The organism is Bacteroidota bacterium (assembly GCA_013360915.1).
Taxonomy (GTDB): Bacteria; Bacteroidota; JABWAT01; order JABWAT01; family JABWAT01; genus JABWAT01.
Genome location: JABWAT010000002.1, coordinates 519,858 through 541,248 on the forward strand (window position 1 = coordinate 519,858; position 21,391 = coordinate 541,248).

The following is a 21,391-nucleotide window of genomic DNA, read 5'->3' on the forward strand; positions in this document are numbered from 1 at the left end:
TATGAAATCCATTCTGGTACCTGTAGATTTTTCTGTCACATCCGATCAGGTGGTCCGTGCCGCCACCCAACTGTCAAGGAAAACCGGCGCAGAATTGGTTCTTTTTCACTCGATTGAGGCGTTTCTGGCACCCCTCAGTTCAGATTTTACCGGACTTGAGCCATTGGCCTATCAGGAAATGATGGCTGCTTTGGGTGACCAGTACCAGAACCGGTTAAATGAAATGGCCGGCCAGATCCGGAAATCCGGTATTGAGGTTTCGGTGAGGATGTCGGTCGGACGGGCTCACCTGATGATTGCCGACGCTTCGTTATCCCTGCAGTCCGATCTGATTATGATCGGGAAAACCGGCCATACTCAATTGCATTATATCCTTCTGGGAAGCACCACTGAACGATTGCTTCGTGTAACGGGAACGCCGGTGCTGTCGGTCAGCCGTCAGGATGAAACGGCGCTGGAGTCGGTCCGGAAAATTGGTTTGCCTCTGGATATGTCAGAAGAATCGTTGCAGATACTGCCAGCCGCCGTTTCCTGGGCAAAGCAATGGGGAGCCACGCTCGAACTGATCCATGTGGATGTTCTGGGCAAATACATGAATGCAGACCGTGATTTTTTCCCTGACCTTGCCCTCCGGCATCCCCTTATTCAGGAGGTTTCATTTAAAAAGGTCATTCTCAACGGGGAAAAGGTGACCGACCTGCTTCTGGCTTATGGCAGAGAAAATGACATCGGACTTTGGATGCAGACCAGTCAGGGCAGTGGCCATCTGACCTCGGTTCTGATTGGTTCCCGAGCCGAACATCTGATCAGACACTCTGAAAAACCGGTCTACACCCAACGGATTGTGAAGCGTTGACCCGGGCGATTCCTACCAATCCTGAGACATTTCCTCCGGAAAGTGTCCGCGGCCGGTATCTACTCACCGGCCTGTCCTGTGATCCGTTGTGGCAACGGGTGGCCTCATTGACCCGCTGGCCGGATGCAGACCGTTTATGTTTCGTCATTCCGAACTACCGGTACCGGACTTTCCTGGAACGTGAATTGCTTCGGCTATCAGGCAAGCCCGGTGTGGTGTTGCCCGACATTCTTACCATCGATCAGGTTTGGGTGAATGAGGTTCTGAACCCGGATAACAGAAAACTTGAAAGCGCAGATCAGCGGTCATGGCTGATCAGAAAAGCCATCCGCACGGCTGGAAAGGATTTAACCAGGACCTCACCGGCGGAAGGCTGGACCGAACCGGTCAGTAAGACATTCCGGTTGCTGGATAGCGTTTCATCGGGTGGGTTGAACAGGAATTTTGAAGACCCGGTGATCAGGGATCTTTTTGGCAGCGATTCGGACCTGATGGGAAAGTTATGGCCCGTCTACCGTGAATTCCGGTCCATTCAAACCAGTCTGAGCCTGGTTTCCCGTGAACAGGTGAGCGATTATTTCATTTCCGGCCGGTCCTGGTCCAGCCGGTATGATGCTGTGGTGTTCTGTGGACTGGATGAATGGATTCCGGCTCATTGGGAGTATTTGACTCAGTTAACCTCAGAAGTACCACTGGTTATCTGGATGGATGATCTCAGTCATGATCTGCCTGAACAGAAACCCGATTGGTCCATTTTTCTTCCGGCTCATCAGCATGAGTCCTTTCCATCTCAGGAAGCTATTCCCCGTGAATTAACCGGGTTCCGGACTGCAAGAGAAGAGGTTGAATGGATGGCTGCCTCCATTCGTGAGTCCGGAGTGAGTCTGCACGATTGCTGTGTGGTGGTGCCCGATCCGGCTACTTACCATCCCTGGATTACCTTGATTTTCAGAGAGGCGGGGATTCCCTTTAATCTGTCGATTGGAACCCGGGTTTCCTCCACCCCGGTTGGACGTCTGGTTCACGATTGGTTACAGGTGGCAGTGGGTGAGGCCGGTTACCAGGAAATGAAGGCCTTCCTGCTTAATCCGATCATTGACCGGCCCGATCAGGTCAGATGGCTTGATGGCGTGATGGAGCTGCAACCGGAACCAACCCATCTGGATGAATGGTTGTCTGCGGAATCATTCTCTGGAATCCGCAGGGATGAGTCTTTCTGGAAATCGGTTTCCGGACATGCAGAGGACTTGCGCAGGTGTACTCAATTTGCGGACTGGTGTCGTCAACTGGCCGATTGGCTTTCGTCCCTGATCCGGTTCAGGGAAGCAACGGATCGCCATCTGATGCCTTTCGAAGGCTGGCAGGCCTTCAATCTGATTCTCAAAACACTTGATCAACTTGCCGCCGAGCCCGGATGGGATTTGCTGCTCGACCGAACTGATTTTGCACCTTGTCTGAGGCAGCGGCTTATGACTGTTTCCAGCCGTCCGCCGGTCAGAGATGGGGTTCAGATTTTGGGTCCGATGGAAATTCAGGGGTACCGGTTCTCACAATTGTATCTCTGTGGTCTGAATCATCATTTCTTTCCCTCACGGGCCTCAACCGGAACCCTGATCAGTTTCCGCATGCTTGCCGGCGCCGATGAATATTTCATCCGGCAGTTTCTTAAAAGAGAGGAAGTCAGTTTTCAACGGGTGCTTAAAAACCCGGTGAATCAGGTGTATCTGACGGGTTCAGTGGCCACTGGCGACACACAATTTTTTCCTTCGGTTTATGTTCAGAAAATGGGAATCCCAATTCTTCCGGGGGAGAAAACCACACCTGGAATCCGGGGAATCAGGCAGACTCTCATTGGTGCTGCAGACGAGGAAAACTGGCCGGTTTTCATCCGCGACCGCCGGGCGGCCGCAAGGCATCAGACTCTCGCAGGCAGTTGGATGTCACGGGATGGGTTGCTTTCCGACGCTGTTACCTTCTGGTGGCGTCCCGTTCTGAACCGGCTGCAGGCTGGCATGTCGGCTACGCGTCTGGACCGTTTTGGTCACTGCGGTCAATGGTTCTGGTATGAGGATGTGCTCCGTTTAAAGAATCCGGAATGGTATGATCCGGTAATGAATGCAGCGGAACGGGGCAAGGTGCTTCATGAAACCCTCAGGCGTTTTCTGGCCTCCCATCAGGGTGCCCCTGATCCGTATCGTCCCGATGAGGAGGTGTTGCTGGAACTCAGGGCTCATTTTTTGGAGTCATCCGAAAAAAGCTATCAGACCGGGCAGTTCATGCATGAATCCGAAAAAAATTATATTCTGAACAGTCCATCCTCGCCGCTTGTTCATTACTGGCAATTGGAAAAAGCCCTCAGAACTGCCTTTCCACAAATGAGGACCCTTTACACAGAGCAGGCCTTTGGCAGACCCTCTTCCGATTCTTGGCCAGCCCTTACCCTGGGTGAATGGGTTTTTTCGGGGAGTATAGACCGGATTGATCAGATTGGGGATGAAGAACATTCAACCGGCATTGTTGATTATAAAACATCATCGAAAGATAAAACCGGTGACTTGATCGCTGAATTCCGAGCGTTTCAGTTGCTGATTTACACCCTTGCATCAGCTGGTCATGTACCACAGCCACGTTTTCTGACGAACCTGCTGCTGGGAGGGAAGCCAGCCGATCTTCAAACCCGCTTACAACCCTGGCTGGGTTCACTGACTGATTTCAGAACCATAACCGGAAACCCAAGGGTGGGCGGAAAACTCACAAAAATGGTTCATCAGGAAGGACTGTCTGTTTTTACCGACCGATGGACAGAGGGGTTGACCAACACATTAACCCGGCTGGAACGTGGTGAGTTTCTTATGAATCAAACGGCGCATCATACTGGTGTAACCGGGTGTCCCGATTATTGCGATTTCAGGCAGGTGTGCCGACGGGATCCCGACAGAACCGCCCTGCTTTCCTCCGAAATGACCGGGGGCGATGAATGAACCAGTACAGCTGGCCGTGGCTTCAATCGGCTTCTGAAAGTCAGTTAGCAGGATTAGCCACCGAACAGAATCTCGTGGTGACTGCAGGGGCGGGCGCAGGAAAAACCAGCGTGCTCACCTCCCGGTATCTTCATCTGATTCTGAATGAAAAAGTACCGCCTGCCAGAATACTCGCGGTTACCTTTACCCGGAACGCAGCCGCCGAAATGAAATCCCGTATTGCTGCCGAGCTTCAAAGACTTTCCCGGTTGCCAGAGGGGGAGCTCCCCATGCGGCTGCTCGACTCGGTGGCCATGGCTGATATTATCACGTTTGATTCACTTTTTCAGACTCTTCTGTCGGGTATCGGACCCCGGTTAGGTGCCAGTCCCTCTATCCGGATTATCGAAGCCTGGGAAAAAACCAGTCTGATTCGGGATGTGAAAAACCGGTTTTATAACTGGGTGAATCAGTCCGGGACGACCGAAACAGTCTCAGGAATCAATGTGGAGGAATGCCGGGCCATTATCAGAGACTGGATGAACTCGGCCGACTTTTCCTATCAGCTGAAGGAAGCTGAAAAACTGGCCTTTTACCCGGTGTCGAATCGTGACTTCTTTCTTTTCGGACTGGCCGCACAGCTTGGTTCCCGATGGTCGGTTGATTATTACCATTTTCTAAACCGGTTGGCTTCGGGTGATTTGTCTGAAGCAGCTACCAATGGAATCCGGATGGTAAATCCGGCACTTGGCCGGTATCTGGGTGATGACTATTTGATTGATCTTTCAGCAGAGTCTCCTGCCGATCTCATACGCGGAACGCACAGGGCGCTGACGGGTCTGGGGCATTTATCCCAAAGTCCGTTGCTGGATGCAGAAAGCCGGGAGGCGGTCCTGGTTCTGGCAAGACTCCTTATCGGTGAACCAGAGGCTGTTTTAGCGGAGATCCGGTCGGCTGGTCAGTTTTTTTATCAGCAATCGGTCATGGTGACCATTCTCCAAACCTGGTTCAGGGAAATGAAGAATCAGAAAGGGGTCACCGAATTCCAGGATGTCCAGCATGATTTGTTTTATTTTCTGAAAGGGGAAAATCCGCAAACTGAAATCAGACATACCCTGGCCGATTGGTATGATCATGTGCTGGTCGATGAATTTCAGGACACCAACTTTGATCAGTGGGAAATCCTTCGTCCCCTCATTTCCGATCCGGTTACCGGTCACCTGAAGCCAAAGGGTCTGTTTATTGTGGGTGATCCGAAACAATCCATTTTCAGATTCCGCGGTGCACAGGTTTCCATGTTCAGTGAGGTGACACAACGGGTGGTCGGTCAGGAATTTCCGGGAAAATCACTCCATCTGGCCGACAATTACCGTTCATTGCCCGTCATTCTGAATGTGGTTAACCGGGTTTTTGAAAGAACTTTTCAGGTAAATCCTGCCGGAGAACCGTTGCCGGGGCAGGTGCCCTTTGAACCCATGAAAGCCGGTTTGACGCCAGATTCTTTTGCAGGTGAAGTTCATTTGGTTATAACGCCTGCAGCCGACCGGATCTCACAGACTGTTTCTGAAATCACTCAGTGGCTTGAAAAAGCCAGTGCAGGTCAACTGGCGGGATTTGATCCTTCACAAGACCGGCTGGCGGTTATTGCCAACCGGAACAAGACCCTTGATGACCTGGCTGCGGCGCTCCGGTCTTCCCGGGTTGCTTTCAGAAGGAGCAGGGAAGAAAATATCCTGAAACGACAGGAAGGCACCGATCTGGTTAACCTGCTTCACTGGCTTTCCGATCCGGATGATAACCAACAGTTTGTTGCGCTCTGGAGAAGTCCGTTTGTTCAGCTGTCAGATGAATGGTTGCTGCTCCTTTTCGATTCTGCAACAGGAAATCCGCCTGACTCGTTTTACCAGACCTTTATCCGCACCCGGTTTCCCGATGAATTGAAATCACGGTCAGAATCGGGCTTGTGGGACCTGAACCAAACCAGGCTGCCAGTCTGGATAGAAAGGGCGAAGAGCCTGACTCCTTCACAGATAGTCTGGGAAATATGCACAGATTCAGATGCCTGGACCGTCTGGTCGGCCATGCCGCAGGGTGAAGAGGTGATCAGAAACATCATGCGGATGCTGGGGGAAATGGGTGCGCTTGAAAGCCGTCAGACCGTCTCCCTTTCTTCGATGGCTGACCGCCTGTCGACCCTGAAGGAGGAAGATGAAGGAATGAACGAGGCCGGGTACCTGAAACCCGGTCAACCCGGAATCGACCTGCTTACGGTTCATAAAGCCAAAGGATTGACTTACCATTCCGTTCTGGTGTTGGATGATTTTTCTGCAAAGTCCTCGGGGAAAGGGCAATCATGGGTTCGGCATGATGAACTGGGATACGTCTTTAAGGGACTTTCTTCGGAAGGAAGCCGTGAATCGGGTTTTCCGCTTTTCAAACTGATCAGTCAGCGGTTGCAGCAGGATGATCAGGCCGAATCCAACCGGGTATTTTATGTTGCCATGACCCGGGCCACGCATTATCTCATGGTCATTGGTGAAGCAGAAAAGAAAAACCGGATGACTGCTGTGTGGGCGGTCTGCCAGGAGTCCGGCCTCCCTGATGGCGTCTTTATCCGGCAGTCGGGTCAAGGTCCTGAATCTTTCCCGGGGACCCCTTTTCTTCCCGGCCGACCAGATGGAATGGGTCCTTCGCAGTGGGAACAGTTGCGGTTATCATGGAAGTCATCTCCTCTTCAATCCGACTCGTGGTTCACCAACTTCACCGCCACTGGTCTGATGGCAGTTAATCAATGCGGAACCGCCTCCCGCTTAAAAAAAATAGCCATCAACCGTCGGTCGGGTTCCTCACGCGGGGCGGTTACCGGAACGGTGCTGCACCAGTTGCTGGCCATGGACCATTGGCCGGAAGAGGCTGATCGACGGGTGCTGGCCGATTCACTGTCTGAATCAGAATGGAAGGAAGTGCTGGCGGAGGCTGAACGGATCCGGTCTGGTGCGGAGTACCTGCATTGGTCCTCCTTATCAAACCGTCATGAACTGTCCTTTTTTATTGAAGTGGGCGGGCGGTATCTGCAGGGATCGGTTGACTGGTTGGTTCTGGATGGAAGCAGGGGAGTGATCATTGATTTTAAAAGCAATCAGATACGGACCACCATCGGGGACCTTTTTAAACAGTACGATCTGCAGTTTGATGTTTATACAGTGGCAGCCGCCTCGCTGTTTCCGGATCTGACAGAGTTTGAACAGGTGTTGTTTTCTACCAAAACCGGTCAGACTTTCCGTAAAATGGTCCAACGACGGGAAGTGGAGTCAATCAGACAAAATCTGAGTCACTTTATTCACCGGATTGAAAAGGGAGAATTTGACCGCGATTATCGTGATATTGAGGCAGAATCCTGTCCGTCCTGCCCATTCCATTCATGGTGTTACCAGAAAGAAGACATTCAATCCATGCAGGTTTTAACCGATGACTGATCCATTCGATTTTCTGTTTGACCGCAGCCAGGGACATATCCGCATTCCCATCTGGGGACATATTCCCCTCGACAGAAAAGTCAGAAAACTGATTGGTCATCCTCATTTTTTCAGGTTACGCGGAATCAAACAGCTCAGTTTTGTTGAGTATGTCTTTCCCGGAGCCACTCATTCACGTTTTGAGCACTCACTGGGGGTCTGGTACCTGACCACGGTGATTTTTCAGAACCTGGTGAAAAATCCGGTGAATCAGAATTCAGACGCTGCCCGGGCCTGTTTAATCCCAGAGAATATCCGGACCCTTCAGGCCGCTGCCTTGTTGCACGATCTCGGGCACTACCCGCATGCCCATTTACTTGAAAGCCAATCCTTCAGTCCTTCAGATCCGGAAGGCTTCCTGCACCATCAGGTACTTGCACGGGACATTATGAAGGAAAAAACCGATGGAGAATCCATTGAAGACATTCTTACCAATGAATGGCAGGTAAATCCAGAACGGGTCTTTGCAATTATCACCGGAGATAAATCGGCCGAACCTCTTGGCAAAATTGTCTCTGGAATTCTCGATCCCGATAAAATGGATTATCTCATCCGCGATGCCCATCACTGTGCTGTGCCGTACGCCAGCGTCGATATCTGGCGCCTGATCGAGTCTTTTGTGCTTGATTCCGAACGGAACCGGTTATCGGTATCCCCAAAGGGAATCGCCAGCTTTGAATCGCTCATGTTTTCGAAATACATGATGACCCGTCACATTTACTGGCATCATACGGTCAAAACCATGGGAACCATGCTCAAACGACTCATTCAGGATCTGTTGGATGAGGGCAGTCTGAAGCCCGGTGATCTGAAGCAGATTTTTTATGAATCAAATGATGAGCAGGTGCTGTCATCCATCCAGCAACTGACCTCGGGTTCTTCCGCTGGTTTTCTGACGCTTCTTGATCAGATCATAAAACGGAGACCATACAAAAAACTCCTGACCATCGGCTTTTCCCGCGGTACTCATGAAGCAGATCAGATAGCCGTGCCGGATGGCGTGATGGATCACCGGTCCGAACGTTTTGGCAAGGTGCCGGCAACCGATGACCCCGTGATCAGGAGGCTGAACAACCTGAATCTGGATCCGGTGGCCCGTAAAGAAATGGAAGCTCATCTGGCCCGTGTGATCATGAAGAGAACAGGTTTGCAGGTTGAACCATTCGAGGTTTTGCTGGACCTGCCCGGGTTTCATACCATTTTTGAGTACCGTGATCTGGATGAATTGCGTATCTGGAATCCGCAGACAGGTGTCTTTGATCCCTTTGTTGGTACTCCATTGACAGTTTTTCAACCGGATTGGATCTCACGGCTGGAAACATCAGCCCGCCAGATTCAGATTCTTGTTCATCCCCGTCTGGCCGGATTGCGTAACCAGAACTGGTCCTTTCTCAGGGAGGAACTGTTCAGGTGAAAGGTAGACTGGTAGGACTGATTATGCTCGCGGCCACCTCGGCTTACGGACAGTTTCCTTACCCGGATACGGCAACAGCCCCGCTGCCCGAAAAAATCATCGAAATGAAAAGTCACCGGCTCGCCCAATTCACCTGGTCGGCCATCCGCGCAGCGAATCCGTCTTTTGCTCTGATCAATGAAGGGGGAGTGTACCAGATCGGCTATTCTTCACAGTGGGCCTATATGGTGGGAAAGACCGGAAACGTCAAGGTGTTTGGTGAGTATACCTGGGTTCCTGAACGATTTATTCCTCATCTCTTTCATGCAGGCATTCAGACCGATATTGTCACATTCGTTGAACCAGGTCTGATATTCACCAACCGGTATGGGTTTACTCCCGGGATCGGGTTGTTTACCGATTTCCGGGATTATGGTTTGTCAGTCGAATATGCGGCCTGGTATGACCTGATTCAGTATACCCGGTTTTTTGCCCGTTACCGGTTTAATTTCTGGATTTCACAATCCAGTATCGGGTATCAGGATTTTGCTTTCGGACTGGGCTTACCCCTTTAATTTCGCGGCTTCCGGTCCGACGATTTCAGCCAGCAACTCCTTGTAACTTCCCAGCATGAGCTTGTAAAGAAGTTTTTTGAAGAAACCAGCCGAGGCCATGGTGGCCACAAAATGCTTTTTCGTCTGAATCATGACTTCCCTGAGGTATTTGGTTTCCATCGGATTCAGGGTGATATCGGCCTTTTTAGGGGCATCTTCCACCTTTTTCAGCAAAGTCTGAAGAAATGCTTTCTGCTGCCGGGCCTGAGGACTCTTCGGCATCTGGCTGATGCCATCCTTCAGTAATTTAACCAGTAGCTTGCGGGAGGATTTGGAAAGTTTGATCTTTTTCATAGTTTCATTCGATGGTGGAAGAGCGGTAAAAGGCCCGCAAAAATAACCCCATTGGTGTAATAATTCAAAGTGTAAAGGCCGAATGATGAGCTCTTTGGTTGTCATTGATATTGAAACCGCTGGTGTTCCCTGGGAGTCGATGTCAGAAGAGGAACAGGCCTACCTTCTTAAAAATTGTAAAACCGAAGAGGAAATACAGGCAGAGAAGGATAAAACCGGGTTGTATCCGCTGACCGGGCAGGTTGTTTCGGTGGCGCTCTACAATCCCGATACCGGTCATGGTCAGGTTCTTGTTCTTGAATCGGGAAATGCAGAAACCATCAGTTCAGCCGATTCCGATGGATTCACCTACCACGTACATGATGAAAAGTCCATGATTTCCTCGTTCTGGACTTTGGTCCGTTCCTTTGATACGGTGGTCACGTTTAACGGAAGGAATTTTGATATTCCATTTCTTCTGTTCAGGTCAATGGTTCATGGATTGAAACCTAGCCGGAATCTCATGCCTGCACGATTTCAATTGAGGGATCATCTCGATCTCATGGAAATTCTGACCTTTTTCGGATCCACCAGGCGGTTCAGCCTCGATTTTTACTGCCGGCGATTGGGAATTCCCAGCCCGAAAACCTCGGTTTCCGGCGAACAGGTTCCCATGCTGTTCGCTGCAGGTGATCTGATGAGCATTGCACGGTATAACAAACAGGATGTCATTGCCACGGCGCAATTGTTCCGGATGGTACAGTCCGTATATTTATGATCACGGTCAGATGGGAAATAACCGGTCGTGTTCAGGGCGTCGGTTTCCGGTATTTTGTCAGGGACCGGGCTGGGAAATTCAGGCTGACAGGTACAGTTTGTAACTGTCCGGATGGCTCGGTTGAAGTGGTGGTGCAGGGATTGCGTGAGGAACTGGACCAGTTCAGGGACGTCATAAAAAAAGGGAATGGCCTTTGCCGTGTGGATCGGCTGGTAGAATACCCGGCTGATTACGCCGGACCTTTTCAGACTTTTGAAATTATCAGATAAGGATTATCAGACATGTCACAGAATAATGGAAACGAACTGGTAGATAAGATTATCATTGCCTCCCTGGCCTTTTTGGGTGGTGTGGCAGTCGGAATGCTGTTTGCACCCAAGAGTGGTAAAGAAAACCGTCAGTGGGTGAAAGATCAGGCCCGCAAAATGGGAGCAACAGCCTCTGAACTGGGAAAAAAGGCTGGTGAAAAGTTCAGTCACGTGGTGGATAAAATGAGCGGAACTCCTCAGCAACCAGTTTCCGCCTTTGACGATGAGTCGACGATTTACAACGAACCGGACCGTAAATCCTGAGATTGCCGCCGGAACACTTCGTAAAACAGAATTCCTGCAGCAACCGATGCATTCAGTGAATTCACCCTTCCTGATTGGGGAATGGCAATGACATCGTCGCAGTGAGTCCGCACCAGCGGTCTCATTCCTTTTCCCTCACTGCCGATGACCAGAGCCACCGGACTGTTGAACCGGGTGGCCGGGGAAAGGATGGTTCCATCGGCTTCCAATCCGTAAACCCAGAATCCGCCCGTTTTCAATGATTCGATGGTTTGTACCAGATTGGTTACCCTGATCACCGGCACATGAAAAACAGCCCCCGCACTTGCCTTGACGGCGGTACCGCTCAGCGGGGCTGAATGCCGGCTTGGAATGATAATGCCTTCGATACCAAATACCTCTGCTGACCGGATTATCGCTCCGAGATTCTGCGGATCTTCAATTTCATCCAGGATGGCGACCGAACGGGGATTGGTTTCCAGAAAATCGTCCAGAGAGAGAATGCGGACCGGTGACAGAATGGCAAAAATCCCCTGATGGGCCACCTGATCAAGACCGGCTTTTTTGAACTTATCCGGAGTGGCTTGCACCACCGGGATTTTCGCTTTTTTCGCCAGCGGAAAGATTTCGGACATGAACCTGGGCGGATGAACCGACTGGTAGTAGATTTTTTCGAAACCACGACCGGATCGCAATGCTTCCAGAATTGAATTTTTACCGAAAATCAGCTGTCCGGGATCGTGGCCGTGTGGTTTATGATCCATGATTCCTCAGTATGGTAAGAATTGCCATTTCATCCATCCGCCCCCAGGCAACTGTTTTCCCGTTGTGTTGCAGAACAGGGAACTGAGTCTTGAATTCGGTGTAAAGCGGATCCCCGGATTTGAGTTTTGTTTCAATCAGAAGAAAGCCGTGCGAGCGCTGAAGGGAATTCAGCATCTGAACCGCTTCGGTGCAGAGCTTGCAATTGGAGGTGCTGTAAAGGATAAATACCTGGGTTGATGAAGGCATTACTTCTCACGCCGGATGGCCTGGACCCACTCCTGAACGGGAAGAACCTGTTCAGTGCCGGTCTGCATGTTCTTCAGCCTGAATTGGCCACTGGAGAGTTCCTGACTTCCGATAACAACCACAAACCGGCTGCCAAGGCGGTCCGCTTCCCGCAACTGGGCTTTCAAGCTGCGGTTCATCAGGTCGTACTCCACAGACAGCCCTTCGGTCCGCAAGGTGTCAATGACAGATGCCGCCGCCATTCTGGCTTCCCGATCGAGCAAAGCGATATACAGGTCGGGGACCGGAGCCACCCAGCCCGGATTCAGTTTCAGTTCTTCCAGAATGATGAACAACCGCTCAAGACCAATGGCGAATCCAACCGAAGGAGTTGGCTTACCACCCAATTGACTCACAAGCAGGTCATAACGGCCTCCGCCACCTACCGCATTCTGAGATCCGAGATCATTACTGGTAACCTCGAATGCCGTTTTTGTATAATAATCCAGTCCGCGAACCAGCCGGTCATCAATCACATACGCAATATTCAGTGCGTTTAACAAGGACTGAAGGGTTTCAAAGTGGGTGCGGCAGTCTTCATTCAGGTAGTCAAGAATGCTGGGTGCCCCTTTGGCCAAGGTCTGGCAAACCTGTGATTTACAATCCAGAATCCGCATCGGATTATTTTCCAGACGCCCCTGACAAGTGGGACACAACTGGTCCTTTACCGGGGTGAAAAATGTTCGCAGGGCCTCACGGTAAACAGGCCGGCATTGCTCATCACCAACACTGTTGATCCGCAAAGTCAGATTGGTGAGCCCGAAGGCAGCCAGCGTTCTGATCATCAGTGCAATTACTTCAGCATCAGCGGCCGGACCTTCAGCCGACACACATTCCACGCCCCACTGATGAAACTGCCGCAAGCGTCCCTTCTGAACATTTTCGGCTCGGAACATCGGCCCAATATAGAAGAGTTTCTGGACACCGCCATCCTGATCGAGCCGGTGTTGAATGAAGGACCGCATGACACTGGCAGTCATTTCAGGGCGAAGGGTCAGCGAATTGCCGCCCCGGTCCGGGAAAGTGTACATTTCCTTGCTGACGATATCGGTCAGTTCACCGATGCCGCGGGAAAACAAAGCGGTTGATTCAAATATGGGGGTACGGATTTCCCTGAATCCGAATCGGGAAGATTGGCTCCTGATCAATGCTTCGGCAAACTGCCAGCGAAAAGATTCACCGGGAAGCAGATCATTGGTGCCTTTAATGGTACGAATGATTTCCATCAGATTTCAGGATATTGGTCTTCTTCTTCCCTGAGAAGCTTATACAGATCATCAGCCGATTCAGACAGTTGTAATTTGTGTCTGAACTCATCTTTGTTCATCAGCCGGCTGATTCGGGAAAGAAGTTTAATGTGCATGTTTACCATGGTGTCACGTGCGGCCAGCAACACGATCAGCCGGACTGGTTCACCATCAAGCGACTGAAAATCAATGGGGGTTTTTAACAGCGCAAGTGAAATGGCAATGTCGGTGACCCCGTCACTTTTCCCGTGGGGAATTGCAAAACCCTTTCCCACACCGGTCGACATCTGCTTTTCCCGTTCAAATACACTGAGCCTGACTTTTTCTATGTCGGTCACAACCGGATGCCCGTCCAGAACCTGAATCAATGCATTGATTGCATCGGTTTTATCGGTAACATCAAGGTGATGGAGAATGTGGTGAGCCTGGAGCAGGCTGGTGAGTTTCATAGTGGGACGCTGCTTACCATAAAAAAGGACCTGCAAAAATAGACCGCTTTTGCATTAAAATCAACGAAGATTAAATATGTGCTAAATAGTTGAAAAATAATAACTTAAGTTCGTGCAGAATTTTTATTGACAAGGGTTGATTACCAAAAGTAACAAAACTATCTTAGGCTCCATGGAAAAATTTATAAAGGTTCGTCTCCTCTCATGGGGCCGCGTGCTGGGATGGTTGGTCCTGATTGCCGGGAGCCTGTTGCTTGCCGGAAACTATGTCATCATGCCCTTGTATGTGAATAGCCGTGACATTGTAAAAGTTCCCGATGTGATGGGTAAATCCATAGACTCCGTCCGGAGTGATTTTGAAGTCCTTGGGTTGGTTCCGGTCGTGTCGGTTGGTCCGTTTGACCCGAAGGCGAACCCGAACACGGTTTATTTCCAGAATCCGCTTGCCGGCACTGAAGTCAAGTATGGTCGGAATATCTACCTGACCGTTACCGCAGCCGAACCAAAAAAGGTGCAGGTACCTGCCATGCGGGATAAATCGGAAAGAGAAGCCATCATTCTGCTCGAAAAAAACCGTCTCCGCAAAGGCGGGATCATTTACCAGATCAGTGATCAGGTCCCTGAAAACATCGTGATCGGACAGTCCGTACCCGCTGGAAGGGAAGTAAACGAAGGTACCCTGATTACTCTGACCGTATCGCGTGGATCTGTAAAAGCCTTTATTGACATGCCCGATCTGACCACCCTGTCCTTAACCGAGGCACAGAAAATCCTGGTGAAGAACGGATTGACTCTTGGAACGGTGATTAACCAGTTCAATGAGGAGTTGCTGCCGGGTACGGTGATCGATCAGTTTCCTAAAAAAGGTGAAAAAGCAGCAGTTGGAAGGTCGGTTGATTTATGGATCACCACCCGGAATAAAAACGAGGATTCCAGGAATGGCTCTCAGCGGGATTGAACAACCGGTATTGATTGCTCCAAGCATTCTGTCCGCCGATTTCGGAAGACTGGCAGACCAGCTGACGGCCTGTGAAAAGGGAGGAGCCGACTGGATTCATTGCGATGTGATGGATGGGCACTTTGTCCCGAATATCACCTTTGGCCCCTTTATTGTTGAAGCGGCTAAAAAATCGGTTTCCCTTCCATTGGATGTCCATCTGATGATTGAAAACCCCGATTTATACATTCCTGATTTCGTGAAAGCGGGTGCCTCCTGGATCACTGTTCATCAGGAAACAGTGCCTCATCTGCACCGGACCGTGCAACTGATTCGTTCACTCGGAGTCCATCCGGGTGTTTCCGTTAATCCGGCTACCCCAGTGTCGGTGCTCGAGGAAATCCTTCCTTACATCGATATGGTTCTGATTATGTCGGTCAATCCGGGATTCGGGGGTCAAAAATTCATCGATACCAGTCTGAAGAAAATTCAGAAGCTCAGGAAAATGGCAGAACATCTGAATCCTGCACTCCTGATCGAAGTGGATGGAGGCGTATCTCCGGAGACTGCCTTGCCGATTGTGAAGTCCGGCGCCAATATTCTGGTGGCAGGATCAGCCGTTTTCCGCTATCCCGATCCGGCAGATGGAATCAGAAAGCTCAGAGAGTCGCTCGAGGAAAGAAAGGCATCATTGCTGTGAAAAAGATACTTTTTATTGATGATGACCCGAATTTACTGACCCTGTTGTCTCATTTCTTTACCAAAACCGGGTACCAGACCCGTACGGTACAGGATCCGGCCCTGGTCAGTGAGGAAGTGGCTGCATTTTACCCGCATGTGATTTGTCTCGATATCAACATGCCCGGGAAGGATGGAATTACCATTCTGCGGGAAATCAAAGCTGAATTTCCCACCATTCCGGTGATCATGGTTACAGCCAATGCCACACTGGAACCAGCAATTGAAAGTCTGCGGGCAGGTGCTTTTCATTATATCAGAAAACCCATAAACCGGGAAGAACTATCCAGCACCATCGACCAGGCACTTGAGGTTCAGCAGTTGAAAGTGGAAGTGGCCCGGCTGAAACGGGCAAGTCCGGATGAACCCGGCCTGGATTCACTCATTGGCCTGTCACCAGCCTTTGATAAACTGCGTCAGCAACTCTCCAGACTGGCACGTGTTCCCGAAGCACCTGTCTTAATTACAGGTGAGACAGGGACCGGGAAAAGTTTTCTGGCCCGGATTCTCCATACCATTACTGAAGATACCGCCAGGAACAACTTTGTCGAGGTGAATGCAGGGGCGATTCCTTCGACCCTGTTCGAATCTGAATTGTTCGGATACATGAAAGGGGCCTTTACCGATGCCCGCCGTGACAAGATCGGTCTGATTGAAGAAGCAAAAGACGGTACCCTGTTTTTGGATGAAATCGACAGCGTGCCGCTTGGAGTCCAGTCGAAACTATTGTCCTTTCTGGAAACCAAAAAAACCCGCAGGGTAGGCGGATTGAAAGACTTATCGGTTACCACCCGTGTGGTCGTTGCCACCAATGCCGATCTCGTGAAGAAATGCGAAGCCGGAGAGTTCAGGGATGACCTGTACTACCGGATCAATGTGATAAATCTTCGCATGCCTGCACTCCGAGAGGTTTCTGATGACATCCCCCGGATTGCCAGACACATTCTGCGCGATGCTGGGCAGCGGTTTGGAAAGCCTGGTCTTCACCTGACCGATGAAGCCGCCGACACTCTGAAGGCCTATCATTTTCCGGGTAACGTGAGGGAATTGCGTAACATTTTGGAACGGGCCATTATTTTCAGCGCGGGTAGCGCCATTACACCGGCCGACCTGGGAATGGATGCCGGACCGGTTCAGAAACGAAAAACCGGTGCCACCTTTACGGTTTCCAAATTGCTGAGTTTTGAGGAACTGGAAAAGGAATACATCTCCTATATTCTTGAATATCATGCCAAATCCTATCAGGAAGCAGCCCGGATTCTGAATATTTCAGCCAAGAATCTGTGGGAAAAACGCAAAAAATACAATTTTGAATAAGAAGGCCCTCTGATGAACCGCATACTGATAGTTGATCCGAATCCGGTTGCTCTGAAGCAATTGAACATGCAATTAACGGCTGAGGGCTTCGAAACGATGATTTTCGAAAAGGCCATCGATGCCTTGCAGGCAGCCGAACGGTTTATGCCCGACGTCATCATGTCCGAGGTGGACATGCCCGAGGTAAACGGATTTCAGTTTCTGGAATCCATCAGGAAAATTGAAAGACTGATCAAAATTCCCTTCGTTTTCTGCAGTTACCAGGCCGATACCAATACCAAGATTAAAGCGTTCGAGTCCACGGCCGATGAGTTCATTGCAAAGCCCTTCGAATTCAGGGACATGCTCGTCCGCCTCAATCTTCAGATCAAACTGCGGAAGGACCCGAACTTTTCGGGTGACAACCTCTACTCGGGAGAGTTGCGCCAGAAACCGCTCCGGTCGGTATTTGAATCCATTCATAATCGACGGCAAAGTGGTCTGTTGCGGATTGTACACAACGGAGAAACCTCTTTTGTCGGATTCAAGGATGGCGAAATTGTTTATTCCAAATCGATTAACCGCATCGGAAAACAAGCCATTTATTATCTGTTCAGCCTCCAGGGAGGGAAGTTCAAATTCGATGAAGGGGATAAGCTGCCGGTCCGGAATGTTCTGGATTCCTATGCCTTGCTGAATGCCTATGGTGAAAAGGTAAATGAAATCACCAGCAAATTGTTTCCCCGTTACTATTCCACCACCCGCATCAAATACGTGGATCCGGAACTGATCATGCAGCTGGCTGCCTCGACCGACCTGAAAGATTCAAATCTGGCCAAACTGCTCGAAACGTGTCATACGGTGCACAAAGTGGTCAATTACACCGAATATGGGGTGCTGGAAGTGCTTCGTCTGATGCAGGGTTTCATTGCTGATAAGCAATTGGTGATTGAAAATGCCGAAATGGCCGGCAAGCAACCCTGAAGTGCCTATTTTTAGCAAAAGGACTATTGCGCAGGACAATAATTAACTGTATCTTTGTATCCACTTTTTAAATAAGCGGGAATAGCTCAGTTGGTAGAGCGCAACCTTGCCAAGGTTGATGTCGCGAGTTCAAGTCTCGTTTCCCGCTCAACACTGTGTTCTAAAGCAAAACTGGTAACAGACTGCATTGAAAAATCCCGATTAATGCGGGATTTTTCGTTTATGCAATAACACAGGGCGTCTGGCGACGTACCCAAGTGGCTAAGGGAGAAGTCTGCAAAACTTTCATTCGGCGGTTCGAATCCGCCCGTCGCCTCTTTGTCGGGTTTCGGTTCGCCGGGATGTTGGAACTGGTAGACAAGAGGGACTTAAAATCCCTTGACCTTAAAAGGTCGTGCGGGTTCGATTCCCGCTCCCGGCACGTTTACACATTTTTTACAGCAGTTCAGGTTCTTAAGCTTGTCTGATTCACCTGGCTGTGCAGATTATCCAAAGAAATCAGGACTCATTTCTGACAGGTTTATACCAGTCGTCGGGCGGTTAGCTCAGTTGGTTAGAGCGCTACGTTGACATCGTAGAGGTCACTAGTTCGAATCTTGTACCGCCCACGGCTGTTTTTTATTGCCATGAATACCATCCGTATAACATTACCAGACTCATCGGTCCGGGAGTATGCAGCCGGCACAACCGGTCTTGAGATTGCTGCATCCATTTCACGCAGTCTCGAGAAAGATGCGCTTGCCATCGAGGTGAACGGATCCATCAGGGATCTGAACCTTCCTATTGATGCCGATGCTTCTATCCGACTGATCACCTTCGATTCCGATGAAGGTCACGATGTGTATTGGCATTCGAGCAGCCACATCATGGCACAGGCCATTGAGGAATTGTACCCGGGCACCCGTTTCGGTGCAGGACCGGCCATCGAAAACGGGTTTTATTACGATGTGGATTCTCCGCATGCGTTTACTCCCGAGGATTTCCCGCTTATCGAAAATAAGATGAAGGAAATTGCTGCCCGCAACCTGTCCATTCAACGGCAGGAACTGGCAAAGGCCGATGCAATCGGTTATTTCAAGTCCAAACGGACCGATCCGTACAAAGTCGAGATTCTCGAATCCACCATCAGCGATGATGCGGTGGTTTCCATTTATCATCAGGGTGATTTTTCCGATTTATGTACAGGTCCGCACCTGCCATTCACCAGCCGGTTAAAGGCGGTGAAGGTGATGTCTGTTTCTTCCTCCTACTGGCGCGGCGATGCCAGTCGTCAGGTCATGCAGCGGATTTATGCGGTTTCCTTCCCGAAACAAACTCAGCTGGATGAATACCTGAATCAGCTTGAAGAAGCCAAAAAGCGGGACCATAAAAAGCTTGGTAAGCAGCTTCAGTTGTTTTTATTCAGTCCGATGGTGGGACGCGGATTGCCGGTGTGGCTTCCGAACGGTACGCTGGTCCGCCGCACTCTTGAAGCATTCCTGCGCGATGAATTGCTCAAACGAGGCTACGTCGAAGTTATTACTCCCCATATCGGGAACCTGGACATGTACCGCACCAGCGGGCACTATCCGTACTATTCCGATTCCCAGTTTGCACCGATGGATGTGGAAGACGAGCAGTATTTGCTGAAACCCATGAACTGCCCCCATCACCACCAGATCTACTCCAGCCAGCCACGGTCCTACCGTGATCTTCCGCTTCGTCTGGCCGAGTTCGGAACGGTGTACCGGTATGAACAGTCGGGTGAGTTGAACGGACTTTCCCGTGTACGGGGATTCACTCAGGACGATGCGCACATTTACTGCACCCATGATCAGCTGAAAGCGGAGCTGATCAATGCGATTGAATTGACTCAGCTGGTTTTCCACACATTCAACATGCCGGTTAAAACCAGACTGTCTTTCCGCGATCCGGCTAATCAGACCAAATATGCCGGTTCTCCCGAAATGTGGGATCAGGCCGAAAAGGAAATTCTGGAAGTCGCCCAGACCATGGGACTCGACTATTTCATCGGAATTGGCGAAGCCGCCTTCTACGGACCCAAATTCGATTTCATCGTCCGTGATGCAATCGGAAGAAAATGGCAGTTGGGAACGGTTCAGGTAGACTATGTCATGCCTGAGCGATTCGATCTCGAATTTGTTAATTCTGAAAACACCCGTGACCGTCCGGTGGTGATTCACCGTGCTCCGTTTGGCTCCATGGAACGCTTTCTGAGCATCCTGATTGAACATTTTGCAGGGAACTTCCCCTTGTGGCTCGCTCCGCTGCAGGTAGCCGTACTTCCGATCTCAGATCAGGTGGCCGGTTATGCTGAATCGGTGGCTGACCAGTTACGGAATGCCGGACTCAGAGTTAAAACCGATCACCGTAACGAGAAAATCGGGTATAAAATCAGGGATTGGGAAACTCAGAAAGTGCCAGTAATGCTGATTTGCGGTCAGAAAGAAGCCGATGACGGGCAGGTGTCGGTACGCCGCCACGGGAAAGGTGATCTGGGATCACAGCCTGTCGATGGGGTGATTGCCAGCCTTCTGGCCGAAGTTACCTCAAAAGCAATGTAATAATCGAAAGGACATGAACAATTAGCGGACAAGTAAAGGCTGAAAAAATCCGTGTGAACGGAGAAATCCGCGCTAAGACCGTGCGGGTCGTCGATCCGGATGGTCAACACGGAATCTACCCGATCAGGGAAGCCATTGCCATGGCTGAATCCAAAGGGATGGATCTGGTTGAAATCTCCCCCAATGCAGAACCACCAGTCTGCAAAATAACCGACTTCGGTAAGTATCGGTATGAACTGACGAAGAAGGAAAAGATTGCCAAGAAGAAACAGGCAGTCGTGGTGGTCAAAGAGGTTCGGTTTCATATCAACACCGATGTTCATGATTTTGACTTCAAAACGAAGCATGCCATCCGGTTTCTTGAAGAAGGAAACAAAGTCAAAGGATCGGTGTACTTTAAAGGCCGTGAGATCACGTATCAGGATCAGGGCCGTGAAATTCTGGACCGTTTCATTTCAAGACTGGACGACTTCGGAAAAGTCGAACAGGAACCAAAAATGGAAGGCCGGTCAATGACGGTGATGATTTCACCGGAAAAGAAAAAGAAATAAATAAACCAACGAGGTAAGTATGCCTAAGATCAAAACAAATAAAAGTGCCAAGAAGCGGTTTAAACTGACCGGCACCGGAGAAGTGGTCCGGGGAAAATCATTCGCCCGTCACATTCTCACCAGTAAATCACGGAAAAGAAAACGGTCACTGCGTAAAGTCGTGGTAATGGCTGCTGTCGATCAGCCACGCGTAAAACGCATGTTAGGAATGTAAGAGAAGGAGTTTACCCATGCCACGTTCACAAAATAAAGTTGCTTCGCATCGTCGCCGGAAACGGATTATAGAACAGGCTTCCGGTTATTTCGGACGCCGGAACAGCGTTTACACGGTCGCTAAAAATGCGGTTGAAAAAGGTCTTACCTATGCTTTCCGGGACCGTCGGGTCCGGAAACGGGATTTCCGTAATCTGTGGATCACCCGTATCAATGCGGCTGCTCATCAGAACGGCACCTCTTACAGCCGGCTTATTCATGCCATGACTCAGAAGAATATCACGATCAACCGGAAATCACTGGCCGACCTGGCAGTGAACAATCCGGAAGCCTTTGCTGCCATCGTAAAAGAAGCATTAGCCTGATCAATCAATTCAACCTGGAAAGGGGATTGTCGGTTTGATTTCAGGCCGGTAATCCCT

Annotated in this window: 21 protein-coding genes and 4 tRNA genes; 20 read left to right on the forward strand and 5 right to left on the reverse strand. The window is 50.2% G+C overall.

The window, feature by feature from the left end:
• The first annotated feature begins 1 nt into the window (after position 1).
• Genes HUU10_05945 through HUU10_05965 form a run of 5 tightly spaced genes read left to right on the forward strand, consistent with a single transcriptional unit; the run spans position 2 to position 9,299 of the window.
• Positions 2-856 (forward strand): universal stress protein, encoded by an 855-nt coding sequence (locus HUU10_05945; GenBank protein NUQ81137.1) that lies wholly within the window; start codon positions 2-4, stop codon positions 854-856.
• A complete protein-coding gene (locus HUU10_05950) occupies positions 853-3,837 on the forward strand; it encodes a PD-(D/E)XK nuclease family protein (protein NUQ81138.1) in 2,985 nt (994 codons plus the stop codon). The genes HUU10_05945 and HUU10_05950 overlap by 4 nt, the downstream gene beginning before the upstream one ends.
• Positions 3,834-7,292 carry a UvrD-helicase domain-containing protein gene (locus HUU10_05955; protein NUQ81139.1) on the forward strand — a complete coding sequence of 1,153 codons (3,459 nt, stop codon included), beginning with the start codon at positions 3,834-3,836 and terminating at the stop codon, positions 7,290-7,292. Before HUU10_05950 ends, HUU10_05955 begins: the two co-directional genes overlap by 4 nt.
• Positions 7,285-8,745 carry an HD domain-containing protein gene (locus HUU10_05960; protein ID NUQ81140.1) on the forward strand — a complete coding sequence of 487 codons (1,461 nt, stop codon included), beginning with the start codon at positions 7,285-7,287 and terminating at the stop codon, positions 8,743-8,745. The genes HUU10_05955 and HUU10_05960 overlap by 8 nt, the downstream gene beginning before the upstream one ends.
• Positions 8,746-8,768: 23 nt before the next feature.
• On the forward strand, positions 8,769-9,299 hold the full coding sequence (locus HUU10_05965) for a hypothetical protein (protein NUQ81141.1): 531 nt from the start codon (positions 8,769-8,771) through the stop codon (positions 9,297-9,299).
• Here the strand turns inward: HUU10_05965 and HUU10_05970 are convergent.
• Positions 9,288-9,632, reverse strand: coding sequence for a hypothetical protein (locus HUU10_05970; GenBank protein ID NUQ81142.1), 345 nt, complete (start codon positions 9,630-9,632; stop codon positions 9,288-9,290). The genes HUU10_05965 and HUU10_05970 overlap by 12 nt on opposite strands.
• 85 nt (positions 9,633-9,717) lie before the next feature.
• On the opposite strand from HUU10_05970, the gene HUU10_05975 reads away from it, so the two are divergent.
• Genes HUU10_05975 through HUU10_05985 form a run of 3 tightly spaced genes read left to right on the forward strand, consistent with a single transcriptional unit; the run spans position 9,718 to position 10,961 of the window.
• Positions 9,718-10,389 (forward strand): ribonuclease H-like domain-containing protein, encoded by a 672-nt coding sequence (locus tag HUU10_05975; protein ID NUQ81143.1) that lies wholly within the window; start codon positions 9,718-9,720, stop codon positions 10,387-10,389.
• Positions 10,386-10,658, forward strand: a complete 273-nt coding sequence (locus HUU10_05980; protein ID NUQ81144.1) for an acylphosphatase — start codon at positions 10,386-10,388, stop codon at positions 10,656-10,658. The genes HUU10_05975 and HUU10_05980 overlap by 4 nt, the downstream gene beginning before the upstream one ends.
• Positions 10,659-10,670: 12 nt before the next feature.
• A complete protein-coding gene (locus HUU10_05985) occupies positions 10,671-10,961 on the forward strand; it encodes a YtxH domain-containing protein (GenBank protein NUQ81145.1) in 291 nt (96 codons plus the stop codon).
• Here HUU10_05985 and rlmB read toward each other — a convergent pair.
• From rlmB to HUU10_06005, 4 genes are read right to left on the reverse strand one after another with little or no spacing between them, the layout of a single operon-like run.
• Positions 10,934-11,704 carry a 23S rRNA (guanosine(2251)-2'-O)-methyltransferase RlmB gene (gene rlmB / locus HUU10_05990; protein ID NUQ81146.1) on the reverse strand — a complete coding sequence of 257 codons (771 nt, stop codon included), beginning with the start codon at positions 11,702-11,704 and terminating at the stop codon, positions 10,934-10,936. The two genes, HUU10_05985 and rlmB, sit on opposite strands and share 28 nt — an antisense overlap.
• Complete coding sequence (locus HUU10_05995) at positions 11,694-11,951, reverse strand: glutaredoxin family protein (protein ID NUQ81147.1); 258 nt, start codon at positions 11,949-11,951, stop codon at positions 11,694-11,696. The genes rlmB and HUU10_05995 overlap by 11 nt, the downstream gene beginning before the upstream one ends.
• The gene (locus tag HUU10_06000; protein ID NUQ81148.1) at positions 11,951-13,216 is read right to left on the reverse strand and encodes a histidine--tRNA ligase; all 1,266 of its coding nucleotides are present in this window, start codon (positions 13,214-13,216) and stop codon (positions 11,951-11,953) included. Before HUU10_06000 ends, HUU10_05995 begins: the two co-directional genes overlap by 1 nt.
• Positions 13,216-13,686 (reverse strand): PTS sugar transporter subunit IIA, encoded by a 471-nt coding sequence (locus HUU10_06005; protein NUQ81149.1) that lies wholly within the window; start codon positions 13,684-13,686, stop codon positions 13,216-13,218. Before HUU10_06005 ends, HUU10_06000 begins: the two co-directional genes overlap by 1 nt.
• Positions 13,687-13,858: 172 nt before the next feature.
• Here HUU10_06005 and HUU10_06010 point away from each other — a divergent pair, with 172 nt between their 5' ends.
• From HUU10_06010 to rplT, 12 genes are all read left to right on the forward strand, one after another.
• The gene (locus HUU10_06010) at positions 13,859-14,644 is read left to right on the forward strand and encodes a PASTA domain-containing protein (GenBank protein ID NUQ81150.1); all 786 of its coding nucleotides are present in this window, start codon (positions 13,859-13,861) and stop codon (positions 14,642-14,644) included.
• The gene (locus HUU10_06015) at positions 14,625-15,323 is read left to right on the forward strand and encodes a ribulose-phosphate 3-epimerase (protein ID NUQ81151.1); all 699 of its coding nucleotides are present in this window, start codon (positions 14,625-14,627) and stop codon (positions 15,321-15,323) included. Before HUU10_06010 ends, HUU10_06015 begins: the two co-directional genes overlap by 20 nt.
• The gene (locus HUU10_06020; protein ID NUQ81152.1) at positions 15,320-16,678 is read left to right on the forward strand and encodes a sigma-54-dependent Fis family transcriptional regulator; all 1,359 of its coding nucleotides are present in this window, start codon (positions 15,320-15,322) and stop codon (positions 16,676-16,678) included. The genes HUU10_06015 and HUU10_06020 overlap by 4 nt, the downstream gene beginning before the upstream one ends.
• Before the next feature lie 12 nt (positions 16,679-16,690).
• Positions 16,691-17,641 carry a response regulator gene (locus HUU10_06025; GenBank protein ID NUQ81153.1) on the forward strand — a complete coding sequence of 317 codons (951 nt, stop codon included), beginning with the start codon at positions 16,691-16,693 and terminating at the stop codon, positions 17,639-17,641.
• A gap of 75 nt (positions 17,642-17,716) precedes the next feature.
• Positions 17,717-17,789: transfer RNA gene (locus HUU10_06030), tRNA-Gly, on the forward strand.
• A 95-nt stretch (positions 17,790-17,884) separates the two neighbouring features.
• Positions 17,885-17,957, forward strand: a tRNA-Cys gene (locus HUU10_06035).
• A gap of 19 nt (positions 17,958-17,976) precedes the next feature.
• A tRNA-Leu gene (locus tag HUU10_06040) sits at positions 17,977-18,062 on the forward strand.
• Between the two features lie 113 nt (positions 18,063-18,175).
• Positions 18,176-18,249, forward strand: a tRNA-Val gene (locus HUU10_06045).
• Positions 18,250-18,267: 18 nt separating this feature from the next.
• Positions 18,268-20,205, forward strand: coding sequence for a threonine--tRNA ligase (thrS, locus tag HUU10_06050; GenBank protein NUQ81154.1), 1,938 nt, complete (start codon positions 18,268-18,270; stop codon positions 20,203-20,205).
• Positions 20,206-20,225: 20 nt separating this feature from the next.
• Positions 20,226-20,756, forward strand: a complete 531-nt coding sequence (locus HUU10_06055; GenBank protein ID NUQ81155.1) for a translation initiation factor IF-3 — start codon at positions 20,226-20,228, stop codon at positions 20,754-20,756.
• A gap of 19 nt (positions 20,757-20,775) precedes the next feature.
• A complete protein-coding gene (rpmI, locus tag HUU10_06060) occupies positions 20,776-20,970 on the forward strand; it encodes a 50S ribosomal protein L35 (GenBank protein ID NUQ81156.1) in 195 nt (64 codons plus the stop codon).
• Positions 20,971-20,986: 16 nt separating this feature from the next.
• Entirely contained in the window at positions 20,987-21,334 is a 348-nt protein-coding gene (gene rplT / locus HUU10_06065) for a 50S ribosomal protein L20 (protein ID NUQ81157.1), read from the forward strand.
• Positions 21,335-21,391 lie beyond the last annotated feature (57 nt).